Annotated in this window: 14 protein-coding genes; 5 read left to right on the forward strand and 9 right to left on the reverse strand. The window is 72.5% G+C overall.

Annotation, left to right across the window (positions count from 1 at the left end; translation table 11 throughout):
- Nucleotides 1–133: 133 nt before the first annotated feature.
- The 4 genes from ML340_RS07700 to ML340_RS07715 all read right to left on the reverse strand — a co-directional run bounded on the left by ML340_RS07700 (nucleotide 134) and on the right by ML340_RS07715 (nucleotide 8,155).
- Nucleotides 134–1,039, reverse strand: coding sequence for a 5'-nucleotidase (locus tag ML340_RS07700; protein WP_240098379.1), 906 nt, complete (start codon nucleotides 1,037–1,039; stop codon nucleotides 134–136).
- 144 nt (nucleotides 1,040–1,183) lie between these two features.
- Nucleotides 1,184–1,954 carry an NAD kinase gene (locus tag ML340_RS07705; protein WP_240098381.1) on the reverse strand — a complete coding sequence of 257 codons (771 nt, stop codon included), beginning with the start codon at nucleotides 1,952–1,954 and terminating at the stop codon, nucleotides 1,184–1,186.
- A gap of 68 nt (nucleotides 1,955–2,022) precedes the next feature.
- Complete coding sequence (locus ML340_RS07710) at nucleotides 2,023–6,945, reverse strand: NAD-glutamate dehydrogenase (protein ID WP_240098383.1); 4,923 nt, start codon at nucleotides 6,943–6,945, stop codon at nucleotides 2,023–2,025.
- A gap of 61 nt (nucleotides 6,946–7,006) precedes the next feature.
- Nucleotides 7,007–8,155 (reverse strand): acyl-CoA dehydrogenase family protein, encoded by a 1,149-nt coding sequence (locus ML340_RS07715; protein WP_240098385.1) that lies wholly within the window; start codon nucleotides 8,153–8,155, stop codon nucleotides 7,007–7,009.
- A gap of 149 nt (nucleotides 8,156–8,304) precedes the next feature.
- On the opposite strand from ML340_RS07715, the gene ML340_RS07720 reads away from it, so the two are divergent.
- From ML340_RS07720 to ML340_RS07735, 4 genes are read left to right on the forward strand one after another with little or no spacing between them, the layout of a single operon-like run.
- Nucleotides 8,305–9,234 carry an ArsR/SmtB family transcription factor gene (locus tag ML340_RS07720; RefSeq protein WP_240098664.1) on the forward strand — a complete coding sequence of 310 codons (930 nt, stop codon included), beginning with the start codon at nucleotides 8,305–8,307 and terminating at the stop codon, nucleotides 9,232–9,234.
- 7 nt (nucleotides 9,235–9,241) lie between these two features.
- A complete protein-coding gene (locus ML340_RS07725) occupies nucleotides 9,242–10,345 on the forward strand; it encodes a homocysteine S-methyltransferase family protein (RefSeq protein WP_240098387.1) in 1,104 nt (367 codons plus the stop codon).
- Nucleotides 10,342–13,026, forward strand: a complete 2,685-nt coding sequence (metH, locus tag ML340_RS07730; protein WP_240098388.1) for a methionine synthase — start codon at nucleotides 10,342–10,344, stop codon at nucleotides 13,024–13,026. Before ML340_RS07725 ends, metH begins: the two co-directional genes overlap by 4 nt.
- Nucleotides 13,023–14,174 (forward strand): prephenate dehydrogenase, encoded by a 1,152-nt coding sequence (locus tag ML340_RS07735; RefSeq protein WP_240098389.1) that lies wholly within the window; start codon nucleotides 13,023–13,025, stop codon nucleotides 14,172–14,174. Before metH ends, ML340_RS07735 begins: the two co-directional genes overlap by 4 nt.
- Nucleotides 14,175–14,177: 3 nt before the next feature.
- Here the strand turns inward: ML340_RS07735 and ML340_RS07740 are convergent, their stop codons facing one another.
- The 5 genes from ML340_RS07740 to ML340_RS07760 all read right to left on the reverse strand — a co-directional run bounded on the left by ML340_RS07740 (nucleotide 14,178) and on the right by ML340_RS07760 (nucleotide 18,268).
- Nucleotides 14,178–14,786 (reverse strand): DUF2058 domain-containing protein, encoded by a 609-nt coding sequence (locus tag ML340_RS07740; protein WP_240098391.1) that lies wholly within the window; start codon nucleotides 14,784–14,786, stop codon nucleotides 14,178–14,180.
- A 20-nt stretch (nucleotides 14,787–14,806) separates the two neighbouring features.
- Nucleotides 14,807–15,052 (reverse strand): SlyX family protein, encoded by a 246-nt coding sequence (locus tag ML340_RS07745; RefSeq protein ID WP_240098393.1) that lies wholly within the window; start codon nucleotides 15,050–15,052, stop codon nucleotides 14,807–14,809.
- Nucleotides 15,053–15,056: 4 nt separating this feature from the next.
- Entirely contained in the window at nucleotides 15,057–16,406 is a 1,350-nt protein-coding gene (locus ML340_RS07750; protein ID WP_240098395.1) for a UDP-glucose dehydrogenase family protein, read from the reverse strand.
- 73 nt (nucleotides 16,407–16,479) lie between these two features.
- Nucleotides 16,480–17,262: an FKBP-type peptidyl-prolyl cis-trans isomerase gene (locus tag ML340_RS07755; protein ID WP_240098397.1), complete on the reverse strand. Its 783-nt coding sequence runs from the start codon at nucleotides 17,260–17,262 to the stop codon at nucleotides 16,480–16,482.
- 82 nt (nucleotides 17,263–17,344) lie between these two features.
- Nucleotides 17,345–18,268: an FKBP-type peptidyl-prolyl cis-trans isomerase gene (locus tag ML340_RS07760; protein WP_240098399.1), complete on the reverse strand. Its 924-nt coding sequence runs from the start codon at nucleotides 18,266–18,268 to the stop codon at nucleotides 17,345–17,347.
- A gap of 193 nt (nucleotides 18,269–18,461) precedes the next feature.
- Between ML340_RS07760 and ML340_RS07765 the strand changes: the two genes are divergently transcribed.
- Nucleotides 18,462–18,692, forward strand: a complete 231-nt coding sequence (locus tag ML340_RS07765) for a hypothetical protein (protein ID WP_240098402.1) — start codon at nucleotides 18,462–18,464, stop codon at nucleotides 18,690–18,692.
- The last annotated feature ends 1 nt before the right edge of the window (nucleotide 18,693 follow it).

Here is an 18,693-nt window from a genome sequence, read left to right on the forward strand (position 1 = left end):
TTCGGGCTGCAAGAAAGGACGGTCCGGCACAGGCACCCAGTGCTCAGTCGCGGGCTTCATTCACTGGCCCAGAGGCCGCTCGGGCTGCCCGAGCCGGTCCGCGGGCTGAAAGATACAAGGCGCGCCGGCCGGCTCAGGAATTCGCCACCCCGTGCGGGACGTGCCCGGCGGCGACGTGCCGGCGCGCGGAGGCGATGTTGTGCGGCGAATCATCGAAGAAGATGTCCGCGCCGAACGCTTCCAGGAACGGCCCCTTGTCGCGGCCGCCGAGGAACAGCGCCTCGTCCAGGCGCACCCCCCATTCGCGCAGGGTGCGGATCACCCGCTCGTGCGCCGGGGCCGAGCGCGCGGTGACCAGCGCGGTGCGGATCGGCGCCGCCTCCCCGGCCGGGAACGCCGCCTGCAGGTCATGCAGCGCGGCCAGGAACCCGCGGAACGGCCCGCCCGACAGCGGCTCGCGCGCGCGCTCGCGCTCGTGGCGGCCGAACGCCTCCACCCCCTGCTCGCGCGAGACCCGCTCGCTCTCGTCGCCGAACAGCACCGCATCGCCGTCGAAGGCGATCCGCAGCTGGTCGTGGCGCGGCTCGCCGGCGCGCGCCGGCAGGATGGTGGCCGCCGCCACCCCGGCCTCCAGCGCCGCGCGCACCGAGTCCGGGTTGGCCGACAGGAACAGCTGCGCGCCGAACGGGCGGATATAGGGCCAGACCGGCTCGCCGGAGGTGAAGGTCGCGCGCCGGATGTCCAGCCCGTGGTGCTGGATCGAATTGAACACCCGCAGGCCGGTGTCCGCGGAATTGCGCGACAGCAGGATCACCTCCACCTGCGGCGCGTGCGCCGGGTTGAGCCGGTTCAGCGCCAGGAGCTTGCGCACCAGCGGGAAGGCGATCCCCGGCTCCAGCGGCACGTCCTCGTGCCGGCGCTGGTACTCGGCGAAGGCCTCGATGCCCTGCTGCTCGAACAGCGCGTGGCTGTCCTCCATGTGGAACAGCGCGCGGGTGGTGATCGCCACCACCAGCGGCGGGGGGATGCGGTCGTCCATGCCGCCAGTGTGCCGGATGCCGGCGCGGCTGTCGCCGGCGCACGCAAGCCCGTGCCGGGCGCCCCCGCGGACGTTGCATGCCGGCGGTACGGTGGCGGCGCGCGGCTCTGTTCTGGCGGCCGCGCGGGACCGGCCGCCCGGCCCTCAGCTCATGAACTGCTCGCTGAGGATGCGCTCCTCGAGGTTGTGCTCGGGGTCGAACAGCAGGGTCACGCGGCGCTGGCGGCATTCGCGCACGCTGACTTCGATCACGTCGCGCACCTCGTGCGAGTCCGCGGTGGCGCTGACCGGGCGCTTGTGCGGGTCGAGCACGCGGAAACGCACTTCGGTGCCCGACTTGAGCACCGCGCCGCGCCAGCGCCGCGGGCGGAACGGCGCGATCGGGGTCAGCGCCATCACGTTGGCGCCGAGCGGCAGGATCGGGCCGCCGGCGGAGAAGTTGTAGGCGGTGCTGCCGGCCGGGGTGGCCACCATCACCCCGTCGCAGATCAGCTCGTCCAGCCGGCGCTGGCCGTTGAGCTCGATGCCCAGGTGCGCGGCCTGCCGGGTCTGGCGCAGCAGCGAGACCTCGTTGTAGGCGAGCGAGCCGACGCTGGCGCCGGACTCGGTCTGCGCCAGCATCTCCAGCGGATGCAGCACCGCTGGCTCGGCCGCCGCGATGCGCGCCAGCAGGTCGTCCTCGGGCCGGTAGTGGTTCATCAGGAACCCGACCGTGCCGAGCTTCATGCCGTACACCGGCCGCCCGAGCGCGCCGTGGCGGTGCAGGGTCTGCAGCATGAAGCCGTCGCCGCCGAGGGCGACCAGCACCTCGGCCTCCTCCGGCGGCACGTGGCCATGGCGCGCGGCCAGCGCCGCCTGCGCGGCGCGGGCATCGTCGGTCGGGCTGGCGAGGAAGGCCAGGCGCGGGCGGTCCATGCGCCGAGCTTACCCGCGATCGCGCCGCCGCGGCAGCCGGCCGCGACGGCGCTGCGCCGCCCGGCGGCTCAGCCGCGGCTGGCCAGCTGGGCCAGCCGCTGCACCGCGACCGAGGCGATCGGGTAGTCGAGGGTCTTCTGCGCCGCCAGCTCCGCCAGCATGGCCAGGGTGAAGCGCAGGCTCTGGTCGTCACGCGCCATCCACGCGCCGACCTTGGCATCCGCGTCCTTGCCCGGCATCTGCAGGACCTGGCCGGTGAGGACGCGCATCTGCGCCGCCAGTTCGTCGCGCAGCACGCCGCGCGCGACCGCGTGCCAGCGGCCCTCCACGTTCAGCGCCTCGATCTGCGCGCGCAGCCACGGCAGGCGCAGGGCGTCGCCGAGGCGGAAGTAGACCTTGGCCACCTCGACCGCGCGCAACCGGCGCTCGCGCGCCAGCTCGATGATGTCCGGGCTGGCATCCAGGTAGGGCAGCGCCGCCAGCTGGTCGGCCAGCGCGTCCGGCACCCCGACCTCGCGCCAGTGGCGGCGGCTGGCCTCGTACGCCGGCCGCTGCGAGTCCGGCAGGATGCCGGCGCCGGCGCGGATGTCGCGGAAGCCGTCGTGATAGCGCTCGACCGCGGTGGCGATGTCCGGGATCGCGCCCGGGCGCGCCAGCAGCCAGCGGGTGAAGCTGCGCTGCAGCTCCCAGATCACCTGCAGGGCATCCACCTGCACCGACTCGGCGACCTTGCCGTCGAGCGCGTCGATCTGCGCCCACAGCTCGCGCGCATCCAGCGTCTCGCGGGTGATGGTGTAGGCCTTGGCCACCTCGCCCGGGGTGCGTCCGCTGTCCTCCTGCATGCGCAGCAGGAAGGTGGCGCCCATGCGGTTGATCGTGGAGTTGGTCACCGCGGTGGCGATGATCTCGCGCTTGAGCCGGTGCTGCTGCATCGCGGCGGCGTACTTCTTCTGCAGCGGCTGCGGGAAATAGCGCTCCAGCTCCTTGGACAGGTAGGGGTCCTCGGGCACGTCGGAATCGAGCAGTTGCTGGTACGCGACCAGCTTGGAATAGGACAGCAGCACCGCCAGCTCCGGCCGGGTCAGGCCCTGCCCGCGCGCCTTGCGCTCGGCGATCTCGGCGTCGCTTGGCAGGTACTCGATCTGGCGGTCGAGCAGGCCCTGCGCCTCCAGGGTGCGGATGAAGTGCTGCTTGGAGCCGAGCCGGGTGGTGCTCATGCGCTCCATCAAGCTCAGCGCCTGGTTCTGGCGGTAGTTGTCGTTGAGCACCAGCTGCGCGACCTCGTCGGTCATCGCCGCCAGCAGCTTGTTGCGCTCGGCCAGCTTCAGGCGCTTCTTCTGCACCTCGCCATTGAGCAGGATCTTGATGTTGACCTCGTGGTCGGAGGTGTCCACCCCGGCCGAGTTGTCGATGAAGTCGGTGTTGAGCAGCACCCCGTGCAGCGCCGCCTCGACCCGCCCGAGCTGGGTCAGGCCGAGGTTGCCGCCCTCGCCCACCACCTTGCAGCGCAGCTGGCAGCCGTCCACCCGCAGCGCGTTGTTGGCGCGGTCGCCGACATCGGCGTGGCTCTCGCGGCTGGACTTGACGTAGGTGCCGATGCCGCCGTTCCACAGCAGGTCCACCGGCGCGCGCAGGATCGCGCTGATCAGCTCGGTCGGGCTGAGCGCGTGCACCTCGCCGGCGATCCCCAGCGCCTGCCGCATCTGCGGCGAGACCGGGATCGACTTGGCGCTGCGCGGCCACACCCCGCCGCCGGCGCTGATCAGGGACTTGTCGTAGTCGTCCCAGGACGAGCGCGGCAGCCGGAACAGGCGCTCGCGCTCGCGGAACGAGCGCTCGGCATCCGGATCCGGGTCCACGAACACGTGGCGGTGGTCGAACGCGGCCACGAGCCGGATGTGGCGGCTGAGCAGCATGCCGTTGCCGAACACGTCGCCGGACATGTCGCCGATGCCGACCACGGTGAAATCCTCGTTCTGGCAGTCGCGGCCGAGCGCGCGGAAGTGGCGCTTGACCGACTCCCACGCGCCGCGCGCGGTGATGCCCATGCCCTTGTGGTCGTAGCCGACCGAGCCGCCGGAGGCGAACGCGTCGTCCAGCCAGAAACCGTGCGCCTGGGCGATGCCGTTGGCGATGTCGGAGAAGGTCGCGGTGCCCTTGTCGGCCGCCACCACCAGGTACGGGTCGTCGCCGTCGTGGCGCACCACCCCGGCCGGCGGCAGCACCTTGCCGTCGGCGGACAGGTTGTCGGTGAGGTCGAGCAGGCCGTTGATGAAGCGCTGGTAGCAGGCCACGCCCTCGGCGAACCAGGCCTCGCGGTCCTGCGCCGGGTCGGGCAGCTGCTTGCAGTAGAACCCGCCCTTGCTGCCGACCGGCACGATCACGGTGTTCTTCACCATCTGCGCCTTGACCAGGCCCAGCACCTCGGTGCGGAAGTCCTCGCGGCGGTCGGACCAGCGCAGGCCGCCGCGCGCGACCGGCCCGAAGCGCAGGTGGATGCCCTCCACGCGCGGGCCGCACACCCAGATCTCGCGGTACGGGCGCGGCTTGGGCAGGTCCGGCACGCGCGCCGAATCCAGCTTGAACGCGAGGTAGTCGGCCGGGCCGCCGTCCTTGCGGCGGCCGCCGGGGTAGTCGATGTAGTAGTTGGTGCGCAGGGTGGCGTCGATCACCCCGATGAAGCTGCGCAGGATGCGGTCCTCGTCGAGGCTGGCGACCCGGTCGAGCAGCCCGAGCAGGGCGCCGCGCGCGGCTTCGACCTGCTGCGCGCGGTCCTGCCGGCGCGCCGCGACCAGCGCGCGCAGGGCCGCCATCGCCGCCTCGTCGCCGGCGGCCAGCGCCTGTAGCTGGGCACCGAAGCGCTGCATGCCCTGCTCGATCTCGGCCGCGCTCTCCTGCCCGGTCGCCGGGTCGAAGCGCGCCTCGAACAGTTCGATCAGCAGGCGCGCCAGCAGCGGATAGCGCGCCAGGGTGGCCTCCATGTAGCTCTGCGAGAACGGCACCCCGACCTGCAGCAGGTACTTGCAGTAGGCGCGCAGCACCGCGACCTGGCGCCAGGACAGGCCGGCGCCCAGAACCAGGCGGTTGAAGCCGTCGTTCTCGGCCTCGCCGCGCCAGACCCGCGCGAACGCCTCCTCGAAGGTGTCGTCGACCGCCTCCACGTCGAAGCCGGCGGCGAACATCGGCTCGACCTCGAAGTCCTGGATGTAGGCGACCTCGCCGTCGGCCTCGACCCGGTACGGGTGCTCGGAGATCACCCGCAGGCCCATGTTCTCCATCATCGGCAGCGCGTCCGACAGCGGGATGTCGTCGTCGCGCCGGTACAGCTTGAAGCGCAGCCCGCCGTCGCGGCGGCGGTACAGCGCGCGCCGCAGGTCGTCGGCGCCGGCCAGCGCGGCCAGGTGCTCGACGTCGTCGGCGGCGACCTCCGGGCTGACCTCCTCGATGTAGCCGGCCGGCAGCGCGCGGCCGTAGCGCTCCAGCAGGCGCAGCCCGGCTTCCTCGCCGTGGCGGGCCACCAGCTGCTCGCGCAGGCCGTCGCGCCAGTCGCGCACGATCTCGGCCAGCTGCGCCTCGAGCGCGCCGAGGTCGGGCTCGACCGCGGCGCCCTGCGGCGGGCGCACCACCATGTGCAGCTGCGCCAGCGGGGATTCGCCGATCTGCACGGTGGTGTCCACCTGGCCGCCGCCGAGCGCGTCGCGCAGCATCGCCTCGATCCGCTGCCGCACCTGTGTGCTCATGCGGTCGCGCGGCACGTAGGCCAGCGCCGAGTAGTGGCGGCCGTAGCGGTCGCGGCGCACGAACAGGCGGCTGCGCACCCGTTCCTGCAGCCCGAGGATGCCGAGCGCGGTCTGCGCCAGCTCCTCGCGGCTGGACTGGAACAGCTCGTCGCGCGGCAGGGTCTCCAGGATGTGGCGCAGGGCCTTGCCGCTGTGGCTGGCCGGGTCCAGCCCGGACTGCTGCATCACGTGCTCGTGGCGCTGGCGCACCAGCGGGATGTCCCACGGGCGGCGGCGGTAGGCGCTGGAGGTGTACAGGCCGAGGAAGCGCTGCTCGCCGACCGCGCGGCCCTTGGCGTCGTACTGCAGCACCCCGATGTAATCCATGTAGCCGCGCCGGTGCACGGTGGCGCGCGCGTTGGTCTTGGTCAGGATCAGCACGTCCTGGGCGCCGCTGCCGCTGCCGGCGAGCGCGTCCAGCGGGCGCGGGGTGGAGGGCGCCGCGCGCAGCAGGCCGAGGCCGCTCTCCGGGTCGGCCACCAATACCGCCTGGCGGCCGCGCTTCTCGACCCGGTACTCGCGGTAGCCGAGGAAGGTGAAATGGTCGTCCGCGGCCCAGCGCAGGAATTCCTGCAGCTCGCGGCGGGTGTCGGCATCGACCGGCAGCAGGCGGCGGCCGAGGTCCTCGGCGAGCTGCTGCATGCGCGCGCGCATCGGCTCCCAGTCCTCGACGATCGCGCGCACGTCGGCCAGCACCGCCTCGATCGCTGCCTTCAGCGCCGGCAGCGCGGAGGCCGGCTGGCGGTCCAGCTCCAGGTGCATCAGCGATTCCGGCGCGCCCTCGCCGACCGCCTGCAGGCGGCCGGCCTTGTCGCGCTGCAGGCGCATCACCGGGTGCCCGAGCACGTGCACCCCGATCCCGCGCTCGGCCAGGGCCATGCTCACCGAGTCCACCAGGAACGGCATGTCGTCGTTGGCGATCTGCAGCACGGTGTGCGGCGATTCCCAGCCGTGCCCGGCGCGGGTCGGGTTGAACAGGCGCACCTTGGCCGCGCCGCGGCGGCGGCTGCGCACGAACGCGAGCATGTCGCGCGCCAGCGCCGCCCAGTCGGCGGCCGGGTGCAGGGCGTACTCCTCGGCGTCCATCCGCCGGTAGAACGCACGCGCGAAGGCCTCCGCCTCGGCGCGCTCGGGTGCGGGCAACTGCTCGGCGAGGGCGGACAGGATGGCGCGGAGGAAGGCGGGATCGCCGGGGCGGGTCTGCTTGCTCATCGGTGGGGGCCTTGGAAGGACGCCGGCCGCGCGAGGGGCGCGGCCGGACGGGGGTCGTAGGTCAGCGCAGCCCGGTCTCGTTGCGGGCGATCACCAGCCGCTGGATCTCGCTGGTGCCTTCGTAGATCTCGGTGATCTTGGCGTCGCGGAAGTAGCGCTCGATCGGCATCTCCTTGGAATAGCCCATGCCGCCGTGGATCTGCAGCGCCTGGTGGGTGATCCACATCGCCGCCTCCGAGGCGGTGAGCTTGGCCACCGAGGCCTCGGTGGTGAAGCGCTGGCCCTGCCCCTTCAGCCACGCCGCGCGCAGCGTCAGCAGCAGCGCCGCGTCCAGCTTGCACTTCATGTCGGCGATCTTGGCCTGGGTCATCTGGAACGCGCCGATCGGCTGGCCGAAGGCCTTGCGGTCCCTGACGTAGGCCAGGGTGGCCTCGTACGCGGCGCGGGCGATGCCGATGGCCTGGCTGGCGATGCCGATGCGGCCGGCGTCCAGCACGCCCATCGCGATCTTGAAGCCCTGGCCCTCCTCGCCCAGCACCTCGTCGGCCTCCACCACGTAGTCGGTGAACTCGATCTCGCAGGTGGCGGAGGCGCGGATGCCGAGCTTGGGCTCGGTCTTGCCGCGGTGGAAGCCGGCGCGCTCGGTGTCGATCAGGAACGCGGTGATGCCGCGCGCGCCCTTGTCGGGGTCGCTCATCGCGAACAGCACGATGTACTTGGCGACCGGGCCGGAGGTGATCCAGCTCTTCTTGCCGTTGACCACGAAGCGGCCGTCGGCCTGCTTCACCGCGCGGCAGCGCATCGCGGTGGCGTCCGAGCCGGACTGCGGCTCGGTCAGCGCGAACGCGCCGATCTCGCGGCCTTCCGCAATCGCGCGCACATACTTCTGCTTCTGCGCCTCGCTGCCGAAGGTGAGGATGCCGTTGCAGAACAGCGAGTTGTTGACCGACATGATCGTGCTGTGCGCGGCGTCCGCGGCCGCCACCTCGATCATGGCCAGCACGTAGCTGATCGGATCCATCCCGGCGCCGCCGTACTCGGCCGGCACCTCGATCCCCATCAGGCCGTTCTCGCCGAGGGTGCGGATGTTCTCGAGCGGGAACTCGCCGGTGCGGTCGTAGTGCTCGGCGCTGGGGGCGATCTTCTCCTGCGCGATCCGGCGCGCCACGTCCTGGATCATGCGCTGTTCGTCGGTGAATCCGAATTCCACGCTGCTGCTCCGCTGCCTGGGCGATGCTTGCAATTGTAACCCTGCCCCGCGGCGAACCCGCAGCCGCGGCTGGTCTTCTCGCGCCGGTGCTTGACCGCGGCTGCGGCCGCCGCCGAAACTTATCTTTAAATCGCGATGGAAAGATGAAAATGGATCTGGAAGGCTGGTCGAGCCGGCTCAAGGTGTTCGCCGATGCCACCCGGGTGCGCCTGCTGGCGCTGTTGGCACGCGAGGAGCTGACCGTGGCGGAGCTGTCGGCGATCACCCAGTTGGCGCAGCCGCGGGTGTCCACCCACCTGGCCAAGCTCAAGGAGGCGGGGCTGGTGCGTGACCGCCGCGCCGGGGTCTCGGCCTACTACCGCTTCGACGAGGACGCGCTGGATCCGGCGCAGCGCGCGCTGTGGCAGTCGATCAGCACCGGCAGCGACGACCCGCTGCTGCGCCAGGACGCCGAACGGGTGCCGGCGGTGCTGGCGATGCGGGCAGCCGACCAGAACTGGGCCGACAGCGTGGCCGGCGACATGGAGCGCCACTACTCGCCGGGCCGCACCTGGGAGGCGCTGGCGCGCAGCGCGCTGCCGCTGCTGCAGCCCGGGGACGTGCTCGACATCGCCTCCGGCGACGGCGTGCTGGCCGAACTGCTGGCCCCGCACGCCGGGCGCTACGTGTGCGTGGACGCCAGCCCGCGGGTGGTGGCGGCGGCGCGCGAGCGCCTGCGCCGCTATCCCAACGTCGAGGTGCGCGAGGGCGACATGCACGCGCTGCCGTTCGCCGACGCCGGCTTCGACCTGGTGGTGCTGATGCACGCACTGACCTACGCCGCCAAGCCGGCGCAGGCGGTGGCCGAGGCCGCGCGCGTGCTGCGCCCCGGCGGGCGCCTGCTGCTGTCCAGCCTGGCCCGCCACGAGCACCGCAGCGTGGTCGAGGCCTATGGCCACCTCAACCTCGGCTTCGGCGCGCGCCAGCTGCGCCAGTTCGCCGAGCGCGCCGGCCTGCGCCCGGGCCCGGTGGAGTCGGTCACCCGCGAGCGCCGCCCGCCGCATTTCGAGGTGATCTCGCTGATCGCGGTGAAGCCGTGAGGAACGCATGCCGGTGAACACCCTGCCCTGGCGCGATCCGGCGCGGGTGGCCGCGCTGCACGCCGCGCTCAAGGCCCGCATCCTGGTGCTGGACGGGGCGATGGGCACCATGATCCAGCAGCACGGCCTGGGCGAGGCCGACTACCGCGGCGAGCGCTTCGCCGAGGGCTACGACCGCCTGTGGGCGGCGCACGCGCATGCGCACGGCCCCGGCTGCGGCTGCCAGGGCCACGACCAGCGCGGCAACAACGACCTGCTCAGCCTCACCCGCCCCGACCTGATCCGCGGCATCCACCGCGCCTACCTGGACGCCGGCGCCGACCTGATCGAGACCAACACCTTCAATTCCACCGCGGTGGCGCTGGCCGACTACGGCCTGTCCCACCTCGCGCGCGAACTCAACCGCGAAGGCGCACGCCTGGCGCGCGCCGAGTGCGATGCCGCCGAGGCGCGCGACCCCGGCCGGCCGCGCTTCGCGGTCGGCGTGCTCGGGCCGACCAACCGCACCGCCTCGATCAGCCCGGACGTGAACCGCCCCGGCTTCCGCGCGATCACCTTCGCCGAGCTCGCCGCGGCCTACCGCGATGCCGCGCGCGGGCTGCTCGAGGGCGGCGCCGACCTGCTGATGGTCGAGACCGTGTTCGACACCCTGAACGCCAAGGCCGCGCTGTTCGCGATCGACGACGTGTTCGCCGAGGCCGGCGCGCGCCTGCCGGTGATGGTGTCCGGCACGATCACCGATGCCTCCGGGAGGACCCTGTCCGGGCAGACCGCGGAGGCGTTCTGGTACTCGCTGCGGCATGCCGAGCCGCTCGCGATCGGGCTGAACTGCGCGCTCGGCGCGCGCGAGCTGCGCGCGCATGTGGACGTGCTGGCGCAGGTCGCCGATGCCCACGTCAGCACCCATCCCAACGCCGGGCTGCCGAATGCCTTCGGCGGCTACGACGAGACCCCGGAGGACATGGCCACCACCCTGCGCGGCTTCGCCGAGGCCGGGCTGCTGAACATCGTCGGCGGCTGCTGCGGCACCACCCCCGAGCACATCCGCGCGATCGCGGCGGCGGTGCACGGCCTGCCGCCGCGGCGCGTGCCCATGCTGGAACCGGCATGACCCGCCTGCTCCGCCACACCCGCCTGGCCGGGCTGGAGCCGCTGGTCCTCACCCCGCAGACGAACTTCGTCAACGTCGGCGAGCGCACCAACGTCACCGGCAGCGCCCAGTTCAGGAAGCTGATCCGCGAGGGCCGCTACGACGAAGCGGTCGCAGTGGCGCGCCAGCAGGTGGAGAACGGCGCCCAGGTGCTCGACGTCAACATGGACGAGGGCCTGCTGGACTCGAAGCGGGCGATGGTGGAGTTCCTCAACCTGATCGCTGCCGAACCGGACATCGCGCGGGTCCCGGTGATGGTGGATTCCTCCAAGTGGGAGGTGATCGAGGCCGGCCTGCAGTGCCTGCAGGGCAAGGGCATCGTCAACTCGATCTCGCTCAAGGAGGGCGAGGCCGAGTTCCTGCGCCAGGCCAGGCTGGTGCGCCGCTACGGCGCGGCGGTGGTGGTGATGGCCTTCGACGAGGCCGGCCAGGCCGACACCACCGCGCGCAAGATAGAGATCTGCACCCGCGCCTACGGGCTGCTCACCGCGGAAGTCGGCATCCCGCCCGAGGACATCATCTTCGACCCCAACGTGTTCGCGGTCGCCACCGGCATCCCCGAGCACGACGACTACGCGGTGGCGTTCATCGAGGCCACCCGCGAGCTGCGCCGCCGCTTCCCGCACTGCCATGTGTCCGGCGGGGTGTCCAACGTCTCCTTCGCGTTCCGCGGCAACGAGCCGGTGCGGCAGGCGATCCATGCGGTGTTCCTGTACCACGCCATCCGCGCCGGGATGGACATGGGCATCGTCAACGCCGGCGCACTGCCGATCTACGACGAGCTCGACCCGGTGCTGCGCGAGCGGGTCGAGGACGTGGTGCTCAACCGCCGCGCGGACGCCACCGAGCGCCTGCTGGCGATCGCCGACGACTACAGGAAGAAAAAGGGCGAGAAGAAAACCGAGGACCTGGCCTGGCGCACGTTGCCGGTGGCGGCGCGGCTGGCGCACGCGCTGGTGCATGGAATCGACCAGTACGTAGAGCAGGACACCGAGGAGGCGCGGCAGGCCGCGGCGCGCCCGCTGGAGGTGATCGAAGGCCCGCTGATGGCCGGCATGAACGTAGTCGGCGACCTGTTCGGCGCCGGCAAGCTGTTCCTGCCGCAGGTGGTGAAGTCGGCGCGGGTGATGAAGAAGGCGGTGGCCTACCTGCTGCCCTACATCGAGGCGGAGAAGCAGCAGGGCGGCGAGGCCGGGCGCAGCAACGGCCGGATCGTGCTGGCCACGGTCAAGGGCGACGTGCACGACATCGGCAAGAACATCGTCGGGGTGGTGCTGGCCTGTAACAACTTCGAAGTGGTCGACCTCGGGGTGATGGTGCCGGCACAGACCATCCTCGACACCGCGCGCAGCGTCGGCGCCGACATGATCGGGCTGTCCGGGCTGATCACCCCCTCGCTGGAGGAAATGGGCCACGTCGCCCGCGAGTTGCAGCGCCAGGGCTTTGCGCTGCCGCTGCTGATCGGCGGCGCCACCACCTCGCGCGCGCACACCGCGCTCAAGATCGCGCCGCACTATGCCGCGCCGACGGTGTGGGTGAAGGACGCCTCGCGCGCGGTCGGGGTCGCGCAGTCGCTGCTGTCGCCCGCGCTGCGGCCGGCGTTCGTGGCCGCCAACGAGGCCGAGTACGCGCAGATCCGCGCCCGCCACCGCCAGCGCGACGGCCAGCGCCTGGCGCCGCTGGCGCAGGCGCGCGCGCAGCGCTTCGACGGCGGCTGGGACAGCTATGCCCCGCCGGCGCCGCGCCGGCCCGGCCTGCACGTGCTGGCCGACTATCCGCTGGCCGAGCTGGTGGACTACATCGACTGGACCCCGTTCTTCCAGGCCTGGGAACTGGCCGGGCGGTTCCCGGCGATCCTCGACGATGCGGTGGTCGGCGCGCAGGCGCGCGCGCTGTACCGCGACGCGCGCGCGATGCTGGAGCAGATCGTGCGCGAACGCTGGCTCACCGCGCACGCGGTGTTCGGTTTGTGGCCGGCCAACAGCGTCGGCGACGACGTCGTGCTGCAGGCCGACGGCCGCGCGCACCGGCTGCACTTCCTGCGCCAACAGGTGGACAAGCCGCGCGAGCGCCCGGACTTCTGCCTGGCCGACTTCATCGCCCCGCAGGACAGCGGCGTGCAGGACTGGATCGGCGCGTTCGCGGTCACCGCCGGGCACGGCATCGAAGCGCACGTGGCGCGCTTCGAGGCGGCCCACGACGACTACTCGGCCATCCTGCTCAAGGCGCTGGCCGACCGCCTGGCCGAGGCGCTGGCGGAGCGCCTGCACCAGCGCGTGCGCACCGAGTTCTGGGGCTACGCCGCCGACGAAGCGCTCGACAACGCCGCGCTGATCGCCGAGCGCTACCGCGGCATCCGCCCCGCGCCGGGCTATCCGGCCTGCCCCGACCACAGCGAGAAGGCGACCCTGTTCGCACTGCTGGACGCCGAGCGCCATGCCGGCCTGCGCCTGACCGAGAGCTTCGCGATGCTGCCGACCGCCGCGGTCTGCGGCTACTACTTCAGCCATCCGCGCAGCCAGTATTTCGTGGTCGGCCGGCTCGGGCGCGAGCAGGTGGAGGACTACGCCCGCCGCAAGGGCGTGCCGCTGGCGCAGGCCGAGCGCTGGCTCGCTTCGCACCTGGACTACGACCCGGAATGAACCTGCCCTCGCCCCTGCCCGGCGCGGACGGCCGCCCGCCGACAGTCGGCATCGTCGGCCATGCCGGCGCCTACGGCCGCTGGCTGGCGCGCTTCTTCCGCGAGCGCATGGGGCTGGCGGTGCTCGGCAGCGACCCGGCCGAACCGGGCTCGCCGCCGCCGGGCGAGTTGGCCGCGCGCTGCCAGGTGCTGGTGTTCAGCGTGCCGATCCGGCAGGCCGCGGCGATCATCGCCGCCACCGCGCAGGCCGCGGGCGGCCGCGAGGCCGGTGCGCTGTGGCTGGACCTGACCTCGATCAAGCAGGCGCCGGTGGCGGCCATGCTCAGCAGCCGGGCCGAGGTCGCCGGGCTGCATCCGATGGCCGCGCCGCCCAAGATCGCGACCTTGCACGGGCGCACGCTCGCCGTCTGCCGCGCCCGCACCCAGCGCTGGGAGGCGTGGCTGGAACAGTTCCTGCAGGCCACCGGCGCGCGCGTGGTCACGGTCGATCCGGCCGCGCACGACCGCGCGATGGCGCTGGTGCAGGGCCTGGTGCATGCCAGCCACATGGCGCAGGCCGAGGTGCTGGCCGCGCTCGCCGACGAGGCCGGCGGGCTGGCGCTGCTGGATGCGCTCGGCACCGTGGGCCACGCCCTCGACCTGACCGTGACCGGGCGCATCCTCGCCGGCAACCCGGCGATCTACACCGACATCCAGTTCGACAACCCGCACGTGGCGGCGGTGCTGGAGCGGCTGGCGCAGGCGCTGGCCGACCTGCGCGCGCAGGTCGCGCGCGGCGACGATGCCGCGCGCGCGGCGCTGGCCGCACGCTTCCTGGCGGCGCCGGCCGCGGCCTTGGGCGGCACGCGGCTGGCCCGGCTGAGCCACGACTTCGACCGCCTCGGCGACCTCCAGGCCGACCTGCGCAGCCCGCGCTACGTCAGCGTGTTCCTGCCCGAGGACCGGCCCGGCGCGCTGCGCCGCCTGCTGGCGGTGTTCGAGCGGCTCGGGGTCAACCTCGCTTCGATCCATTCCTCGCGCACCCCGGCCGGCGAGCTGCACTTCCGGATCGGGCTAGACCCGCTGCCGCTGCCGCTGGAGGCGCTGTGCGCGGCGATCGCCGAGGCCGGGATCGGGCGCGTGCTGGAGGCCGCGGACGATGCGGCCTGAGCCTCACCAGACCAGGTCGTCCGGCACCTGGTAGCGCGGGTCGGCGTACGGGTCCTCGGCGGCCGGCGCCTGCGGGTCCACCTTGAGCGCGACCGCCTCCGGGAACACCGCCTCCGCCTCGGCCAGGGTGGCCGCGTCCACCAGCAGGTAGCGCCCGTGCAGCTGGACCACCCCGAGCTGGCCAGCGTTGAGCGCCTTGAGCTGCTCGGCGGTCACGTGCACGCGCTTGATCTTGCCGCCGTATTCGAAATGGCGCACGTGCTCGGCCTCGGCCGCGTTGAGGGCACGCCCCTGCAGCAGGGCCTCCAGCCGCGCGCGCGCCTCGCGCCGCAGCCGCGCCTGCTCCTGGCGCTGGCGCTCGGCCGCGATCCGCTCCTGCTTCTCCTGCTGCGCGCGCAGGGCATAGGCGCGGGCGAGGTCGATCTCGCCGGGGGTGCGCGGCCTGCCGGCCGGGCGCGGCTTGCCGGGCTGCGTGGACTTCGACTTCGGGGACTTGCCGGCACCGGCGCCCTGCCCGGCGGGCGGCGCCCCGGCCGCGGGCGGGCGCCGCGGCTCGCGCGGGGCTTCCTTGAAGCCCAGTCCGAGCAGTTGGTCGCGCAGGGAATGGCTCATGGTCGGCTCGCAGCAAGGCATCAGTAATGCGGGGGCGGCGGCTCGCTGGCGGCATCGCCCACCGCGGGCTGCAGCGCCAGCGCGCGCCGCAATTCTCGCAGCTCCTCCAGCGCGCGGTGCAGGCGCAAGGCATTGGCCGCCTCCTCCGCGCGCGCCTCGGCCAGCGCCTGGCTCAGCTGCTCCAGCGCGTGCTCCTGGAAGGCCAGGCGTTCCTCCAGCGCCTGCAGCCGGTGCTCCAGGGCGTGGCTGTCCGATCCGGTGGCCACCGCCTCACTCCGGGCGCCGCAGCGAGCGGCCGCGGCCGATGCCGTAGTAGGCCAGGCCCGCGGCCTCGACCTCGTCGGGCGCGTACACGTTGCGGCCGTCGAACACCACCGCATCGGCCAGCGCCGCGCGCAGGCGCGCGAAGTCCGGGCTGCGGAACTGCTTCCACTCGGTCACCACCGCCAGCGCGTCCGCGCCTTCGAGTGCGGCATAGGCGTTGTCGCACAGGCACAGGTCGGCGCGCGCGCCGTAGATCCGGCGCGCCTCGTCCATCGCCTCCGGATCGAACGCGCGCACCCGCGCACCGGCCTGCCACAGCTGCGCCAGCAGGGTGCGACTGGAGGCCTCGCGCATGTCGTCGGTGTTGGGCTTGAACGCCAGCCCCCACAGCGCGATGGTCTTGCCGCGCAGGGCCTCGGCGCCGCCGTAGTGGCGCGCCATCAGCGCGAACAGGTGCTGCTTCTGGGCGGCATTCACCGCCTCTACCGCGTGCAGCAGGCGCGGGGTCACCCCGTACTGCTCGGCGGTGCGCGCCAGCGCCTGCACGTCCTTGGGGAAGCAGGAGCCGCCGTAGCCAGCGCCGGGGTAGATGAAGTGCCAGCCGATGCGCGGGTCGGAGCCGATGCCCTTGCGCACCATCTCCACGTCCGCGCCGACCTGCTCGGCGATGTTGGCGATCTCGTTCATGAAGCTGATCTTGGTCGCCAGCATCGCGTTGGCGGCGTACTTGGTCAGCTCCGCCGAGCGCACGTCCATCGCCACGATCCGCTCGTGGTTGCGGTTGAAAGGCGCATACAGCCGGCGCAGGGTGTCCAGCGCCGCCGGGCTGTCGGTGCCGATCACGATCCGGTCCGGGCGCATGCAGTCCTCGACCGCGGCGCCCTCCTTCAGGAACTCCGGGTTGGAGACCACGTCGAAGCGGAGGTCCGCGCCGCGCGCGGCCAGCTCCTCCGCGATCGCCGCGCGCACGCGGTCGGCGGTGCCCACCGGCACGGTGGACTTGTCCACCACGATCGCCGGGCGCTGCAGGTGGCGGCCGATGGTGCGCGCCACCGCCAGCACGTACTGCAGGTCGGCGCTGCCGTCCTCGTCCGGCGGGGTGCCGACCGCGATGAACAGCACGTCGCCGTGTGCGATCCCGGCGCCGGCGTCGGTGGTGAAGCGCAGCCGGCCGGCGGCGTGGTTGGCCTTGACCATCGGCTCCAGGCCCGGCTCGTAGATCGGCACCACGCCGCGGTTGAGGCCTTCGACCTTGGCCGCGTCGATGTCGATGCAGACCACGTCGTGGCCGACTTCGGCCAGGCAGGTGCCGGTCACCAGGCCGACGTAGCCGGTGCCGAAGATGCTCACGCGCATGCGCTGGGAACTCCGTGCGGCGGGTTGCGCGGGGGGCGCACCGCGAGGGTACGCCCGCCCCGCGACGGCGCGGTTACTTGGCCGGGGCCTGGCCCTTCGGCGGCTTGATGATGTCCAGCAACTCGACCTCGAACACCAGCACCTGGTTGGGGCCGATCATCGGCGGCGCCTGCTCGCCGTAGGCCAGCTTGGCCGGGATCCAGAACTTGAACTTGGAGCCGACCGGCATCAGCTGCAGGCCCTCGCTCCAGCCCGGGATGACGCCCTGCAACGGCAGCACCGCCGGCTCGCCGCGGTCGTAGGAGCTGTCGAACACCTTGCCGTCGAGCAGGCTGCCCTTGTACTGCACCTTGACCCCGTCGGTTGGGCCCGGCTTGGGGCCCTTGCCCTCGGTGATCACCTGGTACTCGAGCCCGCTCGGGGTGGTCACCACACCCGGCTTCTTGGCGTTCTCGGCCAGGAACTTCTCGCCGGCCTCGAGGTTGGACTTGGCCTCGGCCATCATCTTGGCGATCTGCTTGGCCTGCATCTTCTGCGCGAAGGCCTCGAACACCGCCTTGGCCTGCTGGTCGTCGAGCAGCACCTTCTCACCGGCCAGCTGCGCGCGCATCGCCTTCACCACGGTGTCGACGTTGATCTCGTCCTTGATCTCGGACAGCTGCTTGCCCATCGCCAGGCCGATCGCGTAGCTGATCTGCTCCTTCTCGGTCGGCAGGCCGGGATAGGCGCTCTTGCCGGGCTCGGACTTGGCGGCGTCGGCCTTGGCATCGGCCGGCTTGGCGCCCGGCTTGTCGCAGGCGGACAGGGCCAGCACGCTGGCGAGGGCGACGGCGGTGGCGCGGATGGCGGGTTTCATCGGATTGCTTGCTCCGGGATCGGGGGAATCAGGCCCGCGCGGGGCGCGGGAGGAAGGTGCCGGCGCGGCCGGCGCGGCGGGCCTACTGCACGCCCAGCAGTTCGACGTCGAATTCCAGCACGGCGTTGGGACCGATCGATCCGTCGGGAGTTCCGCGCTCGCCGTAGGCGAGCTTGGCCGGGATCCAGAACCGGTACTTGCCGCCGACCGGCATCAGGCCGAGGCCCTCGGTCCAGCCGGGGATGACCTGATTGAGGCCGAACTCGGCCGGCTCGCCGCGCCGGTAGGAACTGTCGAACACCGTGCCGTCCAGTAGCCGGCCTTCGTAGTTCACGCGCACGCTCTGGCCCGGCTTGGGGCGCACCCCGTTGCCCTGGCGCAGCACCATGTACTGCAGCCCGCTGGGGGTGGTGAACACGCCCTTGACCGTCTTGTTGCGGGCCAGGAACTCCTCGCCCGCCTTCTGGTTGGCCTCCGCCTGTGCGCTACGCTGAGCAGCCCGCGCGGCGGCGACCTTGGCCGCCAGCCCGGACAGCAGCGCGCGCACGCGCGCATCGTCCAGTGCCGGCTTCGCATCGGGGGTGCTAGCTGCGCGCAGGCCGGCGACCAGCATCGGCACGTCGAACTCGGCGCGCACCGGCGCCAGCTTGCTGCCGACATCGGCGCCGATCAGATAGCCGACCTGCTGGCGATCCGGCGCCGGCGCACTGCCGCCGCTGCGGCGCGCATTGATGCTGGTCATCAGGGCATTCGCGGTGGCTTTGGCCGCGGCGGGCTCCAGCAGCGGCTTGCCACCGGCCAGCGCGTTTTCCAGCGCGCGCTGGAACGCCGCCATGTCCATGTCCGGCACTGCCAGCCCAATCGAGCGGCCAACGTCCATGCCGATGGCATAGCCGAGTTGGTCGCGTTCGCTGACGGGCGCCGAAGCCGGGGTCTGGGCGGCGGCCGGCAGCGCGAGCACGGCGGCGAGCAGCAGCGCGCAAAAGGCGCGCGGGCGGACGATCATGCAGTGACTCCAAGGCATCTGGGAGGGCGGACCCGCTCGGCGGGCGCGCGCGCATTGTCGGCCGCCGTCCGCCGGGCGGCAATCCCATGGTGGCCACGCGTATGCCATTGGTTGGGGCGCAGCGGGCTTGACCGGTGCGATTCTGGTGTTATAGTCATCTACAACACCAATCATGCAAGGCAGGAGGTGCGCGATGCACCGCAGACTCCAGAATGCGCGAACGGGCCTCATCGCCTGCGGCCTGCTCGGGCTGGCGCTGGCCTCCCTGGCACGACCGCTGCCGGCGGCGGCCGACTTGGCCACGCCCGTGCTCGCGGCCGACGGCCCGGTGGCGGCCGACGGCGACCACGCGCGCCGCCCGTCGCGCCGCGGCGGGCAGTCGTCGGTCGCCATGCCCTTCTACTCCTTCGCGCGCCGGGGGTGAG

This window comes from Thermomonas flagellata (genome assembly GCF_022419185.1).
GTDB lineage: Bacteria > Pseudomonadota > Gammaproteobacteria > Xanthomonadales > Xanthomonadaceae > Thermomonas > Thermomonas flagellata.

Bases quoted from the DNA above. Each gene is read 5' to 3' on its own strand.
- ML340_RS07700 (WP_240098379.1), bottom strand. From the start codon at position 1,039: ATGGACGACCGCATCCCCCCGCCGCTGGTGGTGGCGATCACCACCCGC.
- ML340_RS07705 (WP_240098381.1), bottom strand. From the start codon at position 1,954: ATGGACCGCCCGCGCCTGGCCTTCCTCGCCAGCCCGACCGACGATGCC.
- ML340_RS07710 (WP_240098383.1), bottom strand. From the start codon at position 6,945: ATGAGCAAGCAGACCCGCCCCGGCGATCCCGCCTTCCTCCGCGCCATC.
- ML340_RS07720 (WP_240098664.1), top strand. From the start codon at position 8,305: ATGGATCTGGAAGGCTGGTCGAGCCGGCTCAAGGTGTTCGCCGATGCC.
- ML340_RS07725 (WP_240098387.1), top strand. From the start codon at position 9,242: ATGCCGGTGAACACCCTGCCCTGGCGCGATCCGGCGCGGGTGGCCGCG.
- metH (WP_240098388.1), top strand. From the start codon at position 10,342: ATGACCCGCCTGCTCCGCCACACCCGCCTGGCCGGGCTGGAGCCGCTG.
- ML340_RS07735 (WP_240098389.1), top strand. From the start codon at position 13,023: ATGAACCTGCCCTCGCCCCTGCCCGGCGCGGACGGCCGCCCGCCGACA.
- ML340_RS07740 (WP_240098391.1), bottom strand. From the start codon at position 14,786: ATGAGCCATTCCCTGCGCGACCAACTGCTCGGACTGGGCTTCAAGGAA.
- ML340_RS07750 (WP_240098395.1), bottom strand. From the start codon at position 16,406: ATGCGCGTGAGCATCTTCGGCACCGGCTACGTCGGCCTGGTGACCGGC.
- ML340_RS07755 (WP_240098397.1), bottom strand. From the start codon at position 17,262: ATGAAACCCGCCATCCGCGCCACCGCCGTCGCCCTCGCCAGCGTGCTG.
- ML340_RS07760 (WP_240098399.1), bottom strand. From the start codon at position 18,268: ATGATCGTCCGCCCGCGCGCCTTTTGCGCGCTGCTGCTCGCCGCCGTG.
- ML340_RS07765 (WP_240098402.1), top strand. From the start codon at position 18,462: ATGCACCGCAGACTCCAGAATGCGCGAACGGGCCTCATCGCCTGCGGC.